Source organism: Streptomyces sp. ALB3 (genome assembly GCF_044385685.1).
In the GTDB taxonomy this organism is placed as follows: domain Bacteria; phylum Actinomycetota; class Actinomycetes; order Streptomycetales; family Streptomycetaceae; genus Streptomyces.
On record NZ_JBISCE010000037.1, the window covers coordinates 238,958 to 253,316 of the forward strand.

The window sequence follows — 14,359 nt, forward strand, 5'->3', positions numbered from 1 at the left end:
GTCAGCCGGCCAGGCAGGAGGGGCCGAGCAGCACCTTCAGGTCGCCGAAGAGGGCGGGGTCCGGCTTGACGCGGTGCCGGTCGAGGCGCAGCACGGTCGTCTTGCGCGGGCCCTGGAGCCTGATGCGCACCTCGGTGTCACCGCGGTGGTTGCTGAGGACCTCGCCGAGCCGGCTCACCATGGGCGGGGTGACCCGGACCGTGGGGATGGTCAGGATGACGGGGGCGTTGGACCCGGCGTTGGAGATGTCGGGGACCTGCATCTCCATGGCGACCAGACGCGGCACGTCCTCGCGCTTGTCGAGACGCCCCTTGACGAAGACGACGGTGTCCTCGACGAGCTGGGTGGAGACCAGCTGATAGGTCGCGGGGAAGAACATGCACTCGATGGAGCCCGCGAGGTCCTCCACGGTGGCGATGGCCCAGGCGTTGCCCTGCTTGGTCATCTTGCGCTGGAGGCCGGAGATGATGCCGCCCACGGTGACGATCGCGCCGTCGGAGTGCTCACCGCCGGTGAGCTGCGAGATCGCCGCGTCCGACTTGTCGGAGAGGACGTGCTCCAGGCCGAAGAGAGGGTGGTCGGAGACGTAGAGGCCGAGCATCTCCCGCTCCTGGGCGAGCAGGTAGGACTTCTCCCACTCGATGTCGGAGAACTCCACGTCCAGCCCGAAGCCCGGCTCGTCGCTCGCCTCCTCCCCCATGCCGCCGAAGAGGTCGAACTGGCCCTCGGCCTCCTTGCGCTTGACCTGTACCACGTTGTCGATCATCGGTTCGTGGTGGGCGACGAGTCCCTTGCGGGTGTGCCCCATCTCGTCGAAGGCGCCGGCCTTGATGAGCGATTCGACGGTGCGCTTGTTGCAGACGACCGCTTCGACCTTGTCGAGGAAGTCGGGGAACGTGGAGTACTTCCCCTTCGCCTTGCGGCACCGGATGATCGAGTCGACCACGTTCTGCCCGACGTTGCGGATGGCCGTCAACCCGAAGAGGATCACGTCGTCACCCTGGGCGGCGAAGTTCGACTCGGACTCGTTGACGTTCGGCGGAAGCACCTTGATGCCCATGCGCCGGCACTCGTTGAGGTAGACCGCCGACTTGTCCTTGTCGTCCTTGACGGAGGTCAGCAGGGCGGCCATGTACTCGGCGGGGTAGTTCGCCTTCAGGTAGGCGGTCCAGTAGGTGACCAGGCCGTAGGCGGAGGAGTGCGCCTTGTTGAACGCGTATCCGGCGAAGGGGACCAGGACGTCCCAGAGCGCCTTGATCGCCGCGTCGGAGAAGCCGTTCTTCTTGGCACCGGCCTCGAAGAGGACGAAGTTCTTCGCCAGCTCGTCGGCCTTCTTCTTGCCCATCACACGGCGCAGGATGTCGGCCTCGCCGAGCGAGTAGCCGGCGACGATCTGGGCGGCCTTCTGCACCTGCTCCTGGTACACGATCAGGCCGTACGTGAGGCCGAGCACCTCCTTGAGCGGCTCCTCCAGCTCCGGGTGGATCGGGGTGATCTCCTGGCGGCCGTTCTTGCGCTCGGCGTAGTTCGTGTGCGAGTTCATCCCCATCGGGCCCGGCCGGTAGAGGGCCGAGACGGCGGAGATGTCCTCGAAGTTGTCGGGCTGCATCTGGCGCAGCAGCGAGCGCATGGGGCCGCCGTCGAACTGGAACACCCCGAGCGTGTCACCGCGGCAGAGCAGCTCGTACGTCTTGGGGTCGTCCAGCGGCAGGGAGAGCATCTCCAGGTCGACGCCCTTGTTGGCCTTCACCATCTTGATGGCGTCGTCCATGATCGTCAGGTTGCGCAGACCGAGGAAGTCCATCTTCAGCAGGCCGAGCGACTCGCACTGGGGGTAGTCCCACTGCGTGATGGTGACGCCGTCGGTGTGCCGTACCCAGACCGGGGCGTGGTCGACGATGGGCTCGCTGGACATGATCACTCCGGCGGCGTGCACGCCCATCTGCCGGACGAGGCCCTCGACGCCCTTCGCCGTGTCGATGACCTTGCGGACGTCCGGCTCGTTCTCGTACATCCCCCGGATCTCCCCCGCCTCGCTGTAACGCGGGTGCTTGGGGTCGGTGATGCCGCTGAGGTCGATGCCCTTGCCGAGGACGTCGGCGGGCATGGCCTTGGTGAGGCGGTCGCCCATGGCGTAGGGATAGCCCAGGACGCGCGCGGAGTCCTTGATGGCGTTCTTGGCCTTGATCTTGCCGTACGTGCCGATCATGGCGACCTTGTCGGCGCCGTACTTCTCGGTCACGTACCGGATGACCTCGACGCGCCGGCGCTCGTCGAAGTCGATGTCGACGTCGGGCATGGAGACGCGCTCGGGGTTGAGGAAGCGCTCGAAGATCAGCCCGTGGGTGATCGGGTCGAGGTCGGTGATGCCCATGGCGTACGCGACGATCGAACCGGCGGCGGAACCGCGGCCGGGACCCACCGCGATGCCGTTGTTCTTGGCCCACATGATGAAGTCGGCGACGACCAGGAAGTACCCCGGGAACCCCATCTGGATGATGATGTCCATCTCGTACTCGGCCTGCTTCTGCCGGTCCTCGGGGACGCCGCCGGGATAGCGGCGCTGCATGCCCACCCGGACCTCCTCCTGGAACCAGGTGATCTCGGTGAAACCCTCCGGGATGTCGAACTTCGGCATCAGGTCGCGCTTCTCGAACATGCCGGCGGTGTCGATCTGCTGCGCGACCAGGAGGGTGTTGGCGCACCCTTCCTGCCACGCGTCGGAGGAGTCGACGCCGTACATCTCGTCCGTCGTCTTGAGGTAGTAGCCCGTGCCGTCGAAGCGGAAGCGGTCGGGGTCGGAGAGGTTCTTGCCGGTCTGGATGCAGAGCAGGGCGTCGTGCGCGGTCGCCTCGTGTGCGTACGTGTAGTGCGAGTCGTTCGTCACGAGCGGCGGGATGTCCAGCTTCCGGCCGATCTCCAGGAGCCCGTCGCGGACCCGGCGCTCGATCTCGATGCCGTGGTCCATCAGCTCCAGGAAGTACCTGCCCTCGCCGAAGATGTCCTTGTAGTCGGAGGCCGCCTGGACCGCCTCGTCGAACTGTCCGAGCCGCAGCCGGGTCTGCACCTCGCCCGAGGGGCAGCCCGTGGAGGCGATCAGGCCCTCGGACCACTGCGAGATGGTCTCCTTGTCCATGCGCGGCCACTTCTGCAGCCAGCCCTCGGCGTAGGCGTCGGAGGAGAGCCTGAAGAGGTTGTGCAGACCGGTGCTGTTGGCCGCCCAGATCGTCTTGTGGGTGTAGCCACCGGAGCCGGAGACGTCGTCGCGCTTCTGGTGCGGCTGGCCCCACTGGACCTTGCGCTTGTGCTTGCGCGACTCGGGGGCGACGTAGGCCTCGATCCCGATGATCGGCGTCACCCCGGCCTTCTGGGCCGAGTGGAAGAAGTCGTAGGCGCCGTGGAGGTTGCCGTGGTCGGTCATCGCGATGTGCGACATGCCCATGTCGTTGCACGCCTCGAACATGTCCTTGAGCCGCGCGGCACCGTCCAGCAGCGAGTACTGGGTGTGGACGTGCAGGTGCGTGAATGGCGGCTTGCTCACGGCGCTGTGCCTCCGGAGGAACTGGGGATGACGGGTGGGGGGGACAGCGTGGAAGTCTACGTCTCCGAGGTGACGGACGGCGGGCACTCCGGGGTACGGTCGCGCGTTGGAAGACCCGGGGACGCCCGTCCCTTTTGTCATGAACGCCATGTACCAGGAGGCACCCAGCGATGTCGGACACGCAGACCGGCGCAGAGCAGCGCGGGGAGCAGATCCTCGCCGTTTTCGACACCGCGTTCGGGCAGCTCCTGGCCGCCGACCCCGCAGCCTTCCGGGTGAAGTTCCGCAAGATGGCGGGCTCGGCCTTCGCGTTCTACCGGGGCTCCGCCGGCCTGTTCTACGCCGACCTGGACCGCGAGCAGTACACGGGTGACTACCTGGACGAGCGCACGAGCAGGGTGTGGATCCACGGTGACCTGCACGCCGAGAACTTCGGCACGTACATGGACGCCAACGGCCGGCTCGTGTTCAACGTCAACGACTTCGACGAGGCCTACGTGGGCCCCTTCACCTGGGACCTGAAGCGCTTCGCCGCCTCCGTCGCCCTGATCGGCTACGCGAAGGCCCTGGGCGACGACCAGATCACCGAGCTCGTCCGCGTGTACGCCGACGCCTACCGGGAGCGCATCCACGCCCTGGCGACGGGAGCCAAGAACGACGAGGTGCCGCCCTTCACCCTGGACACGGCCGACGGCCCGCTGCTCGGCGCGCTGCGCGACGCCCGCGCGCTGACCCGCTTCGGGCTGCTGGACTCGATGACGGAGATCCGTGACTTCGAGCGCAGGTTCTCCGCCGACGGGGGTGCCATCGACCTGGACGCGGCCACGCGCTACAAGGTGCTCGCGGCGTTCGACGGCTATCTGGAGACGCTGCCGGAGTCCAGCCTCACCCGGCCCGACTCCTACCGGGTGAAGGACGTCGTCGGCCGCAGGGGCATCGGCATCGGCTCGGCCGGCCTGCCCTCGTACAACATCCTCCTGGAGGGCAACAGCGACGCCCTGGAGAACGACGTGGTGATCTACCTCAAGCAGGCGCAGACCCCGGCGGTGTCCCGGCACATCACCGACGCCGCCGTGCGGGACTACTTCCAGCACGAGGGGCACCGCACGGTGATCTCGCAGCGCGCCCTCCAGGCGCACGCCGACCCGTGGCTGGGCTGGACCGAGCTGGACGGGTCCGGCCAGCTGGTCGCCGAGGTCTCCCCGTACGCGGTCGACCTGGACTGGTCCGACATCGACGAGCCGGACGAGATCGCGGCGGTGGTCGCCGACCTCGGCCGTGCCACGGCGACGATGCACTCCGCGGCGGACGACGAGAGCGGGCACTCGCTGGTGCCGTTCTCCACGGAGCGGGCCATCGACGCGGCGATCGCGGCCGACGAGGAGGGCTTCGCGGAGCTCCTGGTCGACTTCGCGCACAGCTACGGCGCGCGCGCCCGCGCGGACCACCAGATCTTCGTCGACCTCTTCCGCAACGGCCGCATCCCGGGCCTCTAGGGCCTTCCGTACGGAAGGCCCGGGCCGGACCCCTCGCTCATTCTTAGGGCTCGCTTACAGGAACGCATGGCACACTCTCCGGCGATGGACGTATCAGGGACTCAGATCAGAGCGGTACGCGCGGCGCTGTTCACCGCGCTCGTCGTCACGCTCTCGTCCGCGTCCCACGTGCTGCTCTCCCGGGTGCCGCTGCCGCTGACAGCGGTCGCCGTGCTGGCGGGGGCCGTCTTCGCCGTGGCGTTCGCGCTGGCCGGCCGGGAGCGCGGCTTCGGGGCGATCGCCGGGCTGCTGGTCCCGCTGGAGCTGGCCGCCGACACGGTGTTCACCACCGGCCAGCACCTCTGTTACGGGGCGGCGGGCGGCCCCATCGCGGGTCCGTTGCGCTCCGTGGGCGTCGACGTGCTCTGCGGCGGCGAGGCCGGGCGGGGCGCGGACGGGCTTTCCGGTGTGGCCGCGGTCGGCACACCGCTGGCCGGTGTGACCGCCGAGGGCGGCCACGCCGCCGCCCTGCTGGCCTCGCCGGGACCCGCCGTCCCGTGGCTGCTGCTGGCCGCGCACGTGACGGTCGGACTGCTGGCCGCCGCCTGGCTGCGGCGTGGCGAGTCGGCTCTCGCCGGACTGCTGCGCGCGGCGGCCGCCGTCGCCTTCCGGCCCCTGCTCACCGCGGTCGCCGTGGTGAGGACGGCCCGGCACCCCGCACGGCCCGGGGCCCGGCGCGCCGGGCGTCCGCTCCCGATCGCCCCGACCCGCTTCCTGGTGCACTCCGTGGGACGGAGGGGCCCGCCGCGCTCGGCCCTCACCTCTGCCTGAGTAAGCGGTAAGACCCTTCGAGCCATCCTCACCTACGGAGCACCCTCATGAGCAAGCGCAACAGCCAGTCCAACAAGACCGCCGCCCGCGAGCGGCTGCGCGTGGAGCGCGAGCGCCAGGCCAAGAAGGACAAGGCGCGCAAGCAGGTCGTCGTGGCCGTCTCGGTCGTCGCCGTGCTGGCGGTCGCGGGCGGTGTCAGCTACGGCGTGATGCAGCTGAACAAGCCCTCCGCCTGGGAGGCGGCGGCGGACGCGAAGAACGTGACCGCCCCCAAGAACACCTCGGGTGACGACGGCACGACCGTCGTCATCGGCGAGCCGGGCGCCAAGAAGACCCTGGAGCTGTACGAGGACTCCCGCTGCCCGGTCTGCGCCACGTTCGAGCAGGCGGTCGGCGGGACCGTGGACAAGGACGTCGAGGCCGGCAAGTACAAGATCAAGTACGTCGGCGCGACCTTCATCGACAACGCGGCCGGCGGCGAGGGCTCGAAGAACGCCCTGAGCGCGCTGGGCGCGGCGCTGAACGTGAGCCCCGAGGCCTTCCTGGAGTACAAGACCGCGCTGTACTCCGCGAAGTACCACCCCCAGGAGACGGACGACAAGTTCGCCAAGGACAGCTACCTGATCGAGGTGGCTGACTCCGTGAAGGCGCTCAAGGGCAACGAGGCGTTCCGGAAGGACGTCGAGGACGGCACGTACGACGCCTGGGCGATCAAGATGTCGAAGACGTTCGACAAGAGCGGGGTCCAGGGAACCCCGACCCTCAAGATGGACGGCAAGACGCTCACCGCCGAGGGCAGCGAGAACGCCCCCATGACGGTGGCCGACTTCAACGCGGCGATCACCAAGGCGCTGAAGGGCTGATCCGCAGCAGCGGACCGAGAGCCCGACCGGAGAACCCACGTCCTGTGAGGACGGCGGGCGCAACTCCTGGCGACTTCTGGCCAACAGGCGGGCGAACTTCCCTTGTTCGCCCGCCTGTGCGCTCTACCCGCCAGTAGGGTGATCGCCCGTGACCAGACCACACCTCTCCGCGACACCCACCCGCCGCACGGTCGTCAAGGCAGCCGCCGCCACCGCGGTCGCCGGCCCCGTGCTCGCCGCCACCGGCGCCCGTGCCGCCGGCGGTCCCGCCTTCCTGCACGGCGTGGCCTCCGGCGACCCCCTGCCCGACGGCGTACTCCTGTGGACCCGCGTCACCCCCACCCCGGACGCCGCGCCCGGCTCGGGCCTCGGCCGGGACACACCGGTGGTCTGGGAGGTGGCCGAGGACAAGGCCTTCTCCCGGGTCGCCGCCCGGGGCACGGCCGTCGCGCGGGCCGACGCCGACCACACCGTCAAGGCCGATGTCCGGGGGCTGCGCCCGGCGACGACGTACTGGTACCGCTTCACTGCGGCCCCCGGCGGTCCGGACGGCGGACAGGGGGTCATCTCCCCCGCCGGCCGCACCCGCACGGCACCCGCCCCGGGGGCCGTGGTCCCCGGCGTGCGCTTCGGCGTGGTGTCCTGCGCCAACTGGGAGGCCGGCTGGTTCTCCCCCTACCGCCACCTCGCGGCCCGCGCCGACCTGGACGCCGTCCTGCACCTGGGCGACTACATCTACGAGTACGCCTCGGGCGGCTACCCGACCCAGGACACGGTCGTACGCCGGCACGCCCCGCTCCACGAGATCCTCACCCTCGCCGACTACCGCCTCCGGCACGCCACCTACAAGACGGACACCGATCTCCAGGCGCTGCACGCCGCCCACCCCGTGATAGCGATCTGGGACGACCACGAGTTCGCCAACGACGCCTGGTCGGGGGGAGCCGAGAACCACACCCCCGGCACGGAGGGCTCCTGGGCCGCCCGGGTGGCCGCGGCGAAGCAGGCGTACTTCGAGTGGATGCCGGTCCGCGCCTCCACCGAGGGCACCGTGTACCGGCGTCTGAGCTTCGGCGGCCTGGCGGAGCTGCACCTGCTCGACCTGCGCAGCTTCCGCTCCGAGCAGGCGTCTATCGGCAACGGGGCCGTCGACGACCCGGAGCGCTCGGTCACGGGGCGGGCGCAGCTGGACTGGCTGAAGGCCGGGCTGTCCGCGTCGGACGCCCGCTGGAAGCTGGTCGGCACCTCGGTGATGATCTCACCGGTCGCCTTCGGGGCACTGCCCGCCCATCTGCTGGCGCCCCTCGCGGAACTGCTGGGGCTGCCCGCCGAGGGGCTGGCGGTCAATGTGGACCAGTGGGACGGCTACACGGACGACCGCAAGGAGCTGATCTCCCACCTGCGGGACCAGGGCGTCACCGACACGGTCTTCCTGACCGGGGACATCCACATGGCGTGGGCCAACGACGTACCCGTGAAGGCGGCGACGTATCCGCTGTCCGCGTCGGCGGCCACCGAGTTCGTCGTGACGTCGGTCACCTCGGACAACCTGGACGACATCCTGCGGGTGGCTCCGCAGACCGTGTCGCTCGTCGCGTCGGCGGCGGTCAGGGCGGCCAATCGCCATGTGAAGTGGGTCGACCTCGACTCGCACGGCTACGGCGTCCTGGACGTGACGGCCGAGCGCTCGCAGATGGACTACTACGCGGTGTCCGACAAGACCGCGAAGGACGCGACCTCTTCCTGGGTCCGCTCCTACCGCACGCTCAGCGGCACCCAGAGGATCGAGCGGGTGAACGCCCCGGTGCGCTGATCCGCTTCGCGTACGGGCCGCGGCACCCTCCGGCGGCGGCCCGTGCGCACGGCCCTACAGAGTGGCGAGGAAACCCAGCGAGACCTTCCACGTCAGGTCGGCGGCGGCCTGGTCGAAGTCCGGGAGGTCCGGGTCGGTGTAGAGGTGGCCGGCGCCGGGGTAGCGGTAGACCTCGACGTCCGCGCCGGTCCGCTGCATCTGGAGGTACCAGCTGGTCAGCCAGTCGTGCGACTCGAACGGGTCGGGGTCGGCCACGTGCAGCTGCACGGGCAGTTCGTCCACCGAGGCGTTGTCGGCGATGTCCGACGTGCCGTGGAGCAGCAGCAGCCCGCGGGCCTTCGCGTCGCCGAGCGCCAGCGTCTGCGCGACCGAGGCCCCGAAGGAGAATCCCGCGTAGACGAGGCCCTGGTCGGAGTAGGGCGCGGCGGCCAGGACGGCACGCTTGAGCAGCTCGTCCTTGCCCACCTCCTCCTTGAAGGCCATGCCGTCCTCGACGGTGTCGAAGGTGTGCCCCTCGAAGAGATCGGGCACGCGCACCTCGTGGCTGGCCGCACGCAGCCGGTCCGCAGCCGCGTGCACAGCCGGCCGCAGACCGAAGGTCGAGTGGAAAAGCATGATGTTCATGAGGCCCATGGTGCCAGTTGTGCCCCGACGCTTGGAGGACACGGGAATGGAGAACATTCTGCGGCCGTTGCTGGTCGTGGGCGGATCACTGGTGCTCACGCTGGTGCTGGGCTGGCTGGTGGACGTGCTGCTCAGGCGCGCCGACAGCCGGCACCACGAGACCCCCGTCTGGGGGCTTCTGCGGCTCTGCCGCCCTCCCCTGCAGGTGGTGCTCTGCAGCGCGCTGCTGAGGGCCAGCTTCGACCAGCTCCGGCTCGACGTGGTGCGGGACAACCGGGCCGTGATCGGACAGGTCCTGACCCTGGTGCTCATCGCCGCGTCGGCCTGGCTGGTGATCCGCGTGGCGGCCACGGTGGTGCAGTCCTCGTACGCCCGTTACGCGACCTCCACCCGCGACCCTGCCCGGGTCCGCCGGGTCCGGACCCAGGTGACCCTGATCCAGCGCGTGGTCACCGCGGTGGTGGCGACGGTCGCCGTCGCGGCGATGCTGCTGACCTTCCCGGCGATGCGCACGGTCGGCACCTCGATGCTGGCCTCCGCCGGTGTGCTCGGCATCGTCGCCGGTGTCGCGGCCCAGTCGACCCTCGGCAATCTCTTCGCCGGCTTCCAGATCGCCTTCGGCGACATGGTGCGGATCGGCGACACGGTGGTCGTGGACGGTGAGTGGGGCACCGTGGAGGAGATCACCCTCACCTTCCTCGCGGTACGGACGTGGGACGAGCGGCGGATCACGATGCCCGTGTCCTACTTCACCAGCAAGCCGTTCGAGAACTGGTCGCGCGGAGGGGTGCAGATGACCGGCACCGTCTTCTTCCAGCTCGACCACTCGGCCCCGATCGCGGCGATGCGGGACAGGCTGCGCGACATCCTGGGCGAGTGCGCCGCCTGGGACGGCCGCGACTGGTCCCTGGCCGTCACGGACACCACCCCCACGACCATCGAGGTGCGGGCGGTGGTCACCGCGAAGGACGCGGACGACATCTGGACGGTGCGGTGCGCCGTGCGGGAACAGATGATCGGCTGGCTCCGGGACCACCACCCCTACGCGCTGCCCCGGGTCGTGACATCGCCGGCCGCCCTCCCGCCGGGCGACCACTGGCGGGAGCTGACGGGCGCGGACACCGGCCGCCCCTCGCCCAACGGCAGGGTGCCGACCCCCGACAAGGCGCCCCGCACCGGGCGCGGCTGACCGGCCGGCCCCGGGCGGGACCCGTCCGGGGCCCTCGCGTCAGCGCAGGCTGCGCACGTCCAGGTTGCGCAGCACCCGGTCCACCACCTCCGGGTCCGAGCCCGGCTCGCTCCGGGCGGCGAGCACCGCGTGACGGGCGGCCGACATCATCTCCCGCTGGATCCGGCCGATCTCCTTGATCCGCTGGGCGCGCCGCGCGTAGGCCTCGCGCCGTTCCTCGTCGACCATGCCGGGACTGATCCGCGCCCCGATGTCGTACGCCGCGCGCCGCAGCCGCTCCAGGACCTCCTCAGGGAGCTCCTCGGCGTCCTGGACCTCCCTGAGCCGGTTCCTGGCCGCCGCGGCGGCCCGGAGGGCGAGGTCGCGCTCCAGTGCCTCTTCCGCCTCGGTGTCCGCGCGGACACCGAGCCTGCGCACGAGCCACGGCAGGGTCAGGCCCTGGAGGACGAGGGTGGCCATGACGACGGCGAAGGCGATGAAGACGATCTCGTCCCGGCCGGGGAACGGCTTGCCGTCGTCCGTCTCCAGAGGGATGGCGAGCGCCAGCGCGACGGAGGCCACCCCTCGCATCCCGGCCCACCACACGACGACGGTCTCGCGCCAGCTGGTGGGGATCTCCTCGCTGTAGTCGTGCCGGGTGTGCAGCCGCCCGGCCAGCCAGGTCGCGGGCAGCAGCCACAGGAGGCGTACGCCGACGACGACCGCGACGACCGCGAGCCCCCATCCCAGCAGGCGCGGTGCGTGTCCGTCGGCGGTGCCGAAGGCGTTGTGGAGTTCGAGGCCGATCAGACCGAAGGCGACACCCGTCACGAGGGTGTCGACGATGTCCCAGAACGACCGGCCGGCCAGCCGCCCGAGGACGTCGTCCGCGTCCGCCGTGTGCTCGGCGAGGAAGAGCGCGGTGGTCAGGACGGCGAGCACGCCCGAGCCCAGCAGCTCCTCGGCGAGCACGTAGGCGGCGAACGGCACGAGCAGGGTGAGGCCCACCTGGAGGGTCGCGTCGCCCAGGAAGCCCAGCAGCCTGACGGTGAGCCGGCCGAGCACGATACCGACGGCCACGGCGACCACCGCCGACAGGACGAGCATCCCGAACGCGGCGGGCAGGGAGAAGGTCCCGCTGACGGCGGCCGCGATCGCGACGTGGTAGAGGACGATGGCCGTGACGTCGTTGAACAGCCCCTCGCCCTCCAGGATCGAGACGAGCCGCCGTGGCAGTCCCACGGACCCCGCCACGGCCGTCGCCGCGACCGGGTCGGGCGGGGCGACCAGCGCGCCCAGGGCCACGGCCGCGGCGATGGGCAGGCCTGGCACCATCGCGTGGGCGACCGTGGCCACGGCGGCCGTCGTGACGAAGACGAGAGCCACGGCGAGCAGGAGGATCGGCCGTCTGTTCGCCGCGAACTGCCGCCAGGACGTGCGCTGCACGGAGGCGTAGAGCAGCGGCGGCAGGACGGCGGGGAGGATGAGCTCCGGGGGGATGTCGACGTCGGGGAGGAAGCCGGCGAAGGCCATGACGATCCCCGCGAGGGTCATCAGGACGGGTGCCGGCAGACGCAGCCGCTCCCCGAGCGGCACCGTGACCACCGCCCCGAGGAGGAGCAGAAGCAGCAGTGCCATCTGGTCCACGTTGTGCCTTCCGCAGCTCGCCGGGCCCCGGCGGGCCCGTCGACCGGCCGGTCAGGGCCCTCAGCGTGCCACGCGGGGCCGTCGTACCCCCGGCATCCCCGGTGCGGTCCGCGCGGTCAGAGCGCGCGGCGCATGGCCCGGTGCGGCATGCCCGCGTCAGGGAACTCGGGACCGTACGCGGTGTAGCCGAGGCGCTCGTAGAAGCCGAGCGCGTGTGTCTGGGCGTGCAGGTCCACGGCGGCCAGACCGAGCGTGCGGGCCTCCGCCTCCAAGGCGCGGACCAGCGCGGCCCCGACACCGAGTCCACGGGCCGCCCGCGTCACGGCGAGCCGGCCGAGCGAACCGACGGTGTGGTCGCCACCGGTCTTCCCCGCCGCGTCCGCACCGTGCAGCAGCCGTCCCGTGCCGAGCGCGGAGCCGTCCGCGCCCACGGCGATCACATGGACCGCCGAAGCGTCGTGGGCGTCGTACTCGATCTCCTCGGGTACGCGCTGCTCCCCGACGAAGACCTCCTTGCGGACCTGGAAGCACGCCGCGAGGTCGCCCTCGTCGAGAGCCCTGCGGGTGCTGTACGGGGCGGACCCGGGGTTCATTCGCTCTCCGCCACGATCGTGTCGAGGGCGTGGCGCAGGTCGTCCGGGTAGCTGCTCGCGAACTCGACCCAGCTGCCGTCCGCCGGGTGCTCGAAGCCGAGCCGGACCGCGTGCAGCCACTGCCGGGTGAGTCCGAGGCGCTTGGACAGCGTGGGGTCGGCGCCGTAGGTCAGGTCGCCGACGCAGGGGTGGCGGTGCGCGGACATGTGCACGCGGATCTGGTGCGTGCGCCCGGTCTCCAGCTTGATGTCGAGCAGGCTGGCGGCGCGGTACGCCTCGATGAGGTCGTAGTGCGTCACAGAGGGCTTGCCCTCGGCGGTGACGGCCCACTTGTAGTCGTGCTGCGGGTGGCGGCCGATGGGGGCGTCGATGGTGCCGCTCATCGGGTCCGGGTGGCCCTGGACCAGCGCGTGGTACTTCTTCTCGACGACGCGGTCCCGGAACTGCGCCTTGAGCAGCGTGTAGGCCCGTTCCGACTTGGCCACGACCATCAGGCCGGAGGTGCCGACGTCCAGCCGGTGCACGATGCCCTGGCGCTCGGCGGCGCCCGACGTCGAGATGCGGTAGCCGGCGGCGGCGAGGCCGCCGATGACGGTGGTGCCGGTCCAGCCGGGGCTGGGGTGGGCGGCGACGCCCACCGGCTTCATGATGACGACTATGTCGTCGTCGTCGTGGACGATCTCCATGCCCTCGACGGGCTCGGCGACGACCTGGACGGGAGCGGGTGCCTGCGGCATCTCCACTTCCAGCCAGGCACCGCCGTGCACCCGCTCGGACTTCCCGGCCACCGCGCCGTCCACCTGGACCTTCCCGGCAGCGGCCAGCTCGGCGGCCTTGGTGCGGGAGAAACCGAACATCCGGGAGATGGCGGCGTCGACACGCTCGCCCTCCAGGCCGTCGGGTACGGGCAGGGTGCGGACCTCGGGATACGTACTCACCAGTCGAGTATGCCTTGCGCCCACTAGTCCTTGTGCACGGTGCCGTCGGGGTCCAGGCCCCTGAAGGAGAGGATCACGATCAGGATGCCGCCGCAGACGATCGCGGAGTCGGCGAGGTTGAAGACGGCGAAGTGCGCGGGGGCGATGAAGTCGACGACCGCGCCCTTGAAGACGCCGGGCGCGCGGAAGACGCGGTCGGTGAGGTTGCCGAGGGCTCCGCCGAGCAGCAGGCCGAGGGCGATGGCCCAGGGCAGGCTGTAGAGCTTGCGCGCCAGCCGGATGATCACGATGATCACAACGGACGCGATGGCGGTGAAGATCACGGTGAACGCCTCGCCGATCCCGAAGGCGGCGCCCGCGTTGCGGATCGCGTCGAACTTCAGCCACTCACCGAAGATCTCGATCGGTTCCTCGTGCTCCAGCTTCGCGACCACGATCATCTTGCTGACCAGGTCGAGGAGGTAGGCCAGGACGGCCACGGAGAGGAGGGCGAGGATCTTCTTCCTGCCACGGCCGCTGCCCGGCTCGACGGCCCCGTCCGGGGCCGGGCCCTCGGCGGGCTGCCGGGGTCCCGCCCCGTCGGCCCCCTCGGCGTCAGGGATGTCCGGCGTACCGATGATGCGCTCCGCCTCTGCCACGTGTGTCCCTCAACCTAGGTGCCTGACTGAGGACGAGGGTACGACACACCCGGGGTATCAGGGGTCCCAGGCTCCGGAACCCCTCCGGCTGCGGCCCCGCGGGGTCCTCCCGCACGGACCGGACCGGACGGGCCCCCCGCACGGGGGACCCCGCGGGGCCGGTACGGCCGTCGTGAAGCCCCTGCGGTGGCGGCGCCGCACCCTCCCGTCCACGGCTCGCGGTGGTGT

Annotated in this window: 11 protein-coding genes; 5 read left to right on the forward strand and 6 right to left on the reverse strand. The window is 70.7% G+C overall.

The genetic code is table 11. From position 1 onward, the window contains the following. Nucleotide 1: 1 nt before the first annotated feature. Complete coding sequence (gene dnaE, locus ACHFIV_RS23130) at nucleotides 2-3,541, reverse strand: DNA polymerase III subunit alpha (protein ID WP_398972224.1); 3,540 nt, start codon at nucleotides 3,539-3,541, stop codon at nucleotides 2-4. A gap of 170 nt (nucleotides 3,542-3,711) precedes the next feature. On the opposite strand from dnaE, the gene ACHFIV_RS23135 reads away from it, so the two are divergent. The 4 genes from ACHFIV_RS23135 to ACHFIV_RS23150 all read left to right on the forward strand — a co-directional run bounded on the left by ACHFIV_RS23135 (nucleotide 3,712) and on the right by ACHFIV_RS23150 (nucleotide 8,523). Next, entirely contained in the window at nucleotides 3,712-5,037 is a 1,326-nt protein-coding gene (locus ACHFIV_RS23135; protein ID WP_398972226.1) for a DUF2252 domain-containing protein, read from the forward strand. Nucleotides 5,038-5,121: 84 nt separating this feature from the next. Beyond that, the gene (locus ACHFIV_RS23140) at nucleotides 5,122-5,847 is read left to right on the forward strand and encodes a hypothetical protein (RefSeq protein WP_398972228.1); all 726 of its coding nucleotides are present in this window, start codon (nucleotides 5,122-5,124) and stop codon (nucleotides 5,845-5,847) included. 47 nt (nucleotides 5,848-5,894) lie between these two features. Continuing rightward, entirely contained in the window at nucleotides 5,895-6,710 is an 816-nt protein-coding gene (locus ACHFIV_RS23145; protein ID WP_398972231.1) for a DsbA family protein, read from the forward strand. Between the two features lie 148 nt (nucleotides 6,711-6,858). Next, on the forward strand, nucleotides 6,859-8,523 hold the full coding sequence (locus ACHFIV_RS23150) for an alkaline phosphatase D family protein (protein WP_398972234.1): 1,665 nt from the start codon (nucleotides 6,859-6,861) through the stop codon (nucleotides 8,521-8,523). A 54-nt stretch (nucleotides 8,524-8,577) separates the two neighbouring features. Here the strand turns inward: ACHFIV_RS23150 and ACHFIV_RS23155 are convergent, their stop codons facing one another. After that, nucleotides 8,578-9,156: a dienelactone hydrolase family protein gene (locus tag ACHFIV_RS23155; protein WP_398972236.1), complete on the reverse strand. Its 579-nt coding sequence runs from the start codon at nucleotides 9,154-9,156 to the stop codon at nucleotides 8,578-8,580. 37 nt (nucleotides 9,157-9,193) lie between these two features. On the opposite strand from ACHFIV_RS23155, the gene ACHFIV_RS23160 reads away from it, so the two are divergent. Continuing rightward, nucleotides 9,194-10,336 (forward strand): mechanosensitive ion channel family protein, encoded by a 1,143-nt coding sequence (locus tag ACHFIV_RS23160; RefSeq protein WP_398972239.1) that lies wholly within the window; start codon nucleotides 9,194-9,196, stop codon nucleotides 10,334-10,336. Nucleotides 10,337-10,375: 39 nt separating this feature from the next. On the opposite strand, the gene ACHFIV_RS23165 is transcribed toward ACHFIV_RS23160, so the two are convergent. From ACHFIV_RS23165 to lspA, 4 genes are all read right to left on the reverse strand, one after another. After that, a complete protein-coding gene (locus tag ACHFIV_RS23165; protein ID WP_398972242.1) occupies nucleotides 10,376-11,962 on the reverse strand; it encodes a Na+/H+ antiporter in 1,587 nt (528 codons plus the stop codon). 116 nt (nucleotides 11,963-12,078) lie between these two features. Next, nucleotides 12,079-12,555 (reverse strand): GNAT family N-acetyltransferase, encoded by a 477-nt coding sequence (locus ACHFIV_RS23170; RefSeq protein ID WP_398972244.1) that lies wholly within the window; start codon nucleotides 12,553-12,555, stop codon nucleotides 12,079-12,081. After that, nucleotides 12,552-13,493 carry an RluA family pseudouridine synthase gene (locus ACHFIV_RS23175; protein WP_398972247.1) on the reverse strand — a complete coding sequence of 314 codons (942 nt, stop codon included), beginning with the start codon at nucleotides 13,491-13,493 and terminating at the stop codon, nucleotides 12,552-12,554. Before ACHFIV_RS23175 ends, ACHFIV_RS23170 begins: the two co-directional genes overlap by 4 nt. Nucleotides 13,494-13,516: 23 nt before the next feature. Next, on the reverse strand, nucleotides 13,517-14,131 hold the full coding sequence (gene lspA, locus ACHFIV_RS23180; RefSeq protein WP_398972250.1) for a signal peptidase II: 615 nt from the start codon (nucleotides 14,129-14,131) through the stop codon (nucleotides 13,517-13,519). Between the last annotated feature and the right edge of the window lie 228 nt (nucleotides 14,132-14,359).

Bases quoted from the DNA above. Each gene is read 5' to 3' on its own strand.
- ACHFIV_RS23135 (WP_398972226.1), top strand. From the start codon at position 3,712: ATGTCGGACACGCAGACCGGCGCAGAGCAGCGCGGGGAGCAGATCCTC.
- ACHFIV_RS23140 (WP_398972228.1), top strand. From the start codon at position 5,122: ATGGACGTATCAGGGACTCAGATCAGAGCGGTACGCGCGGCGCTGTTC.
- ACHFIV_RS23145 (WP_398972231.1), top strand. From the start codon at position 5,895: ATGAGCAAGCGCAACAGCCAGTCCAACAAGACCGCCGCCCGCGAGCGG.
- ACHFIV_RS23155 (WP_398972236.1), bottom strand. From the start codon at position 9,156: ATGGGCCTCATGAACATCATGCTTTTCCACTCGACCTTCGGTCTGCGG.
- ACHFIV_RS23160 (WP_398972239.1), top strand. From the start codon at position 9,194: ATGGAGAACATTCTGCGGCCGTTGCTGGTCGTGGGCGGATCACTGGTG.
- ACHFIV_RS23170 (WP_398972244.1), bottom strand. From the start codon at position 12,555: ATGAACCCCGGGTCCGCCCCGTACAGCACCCGCAGGGCTCTCGACGAG.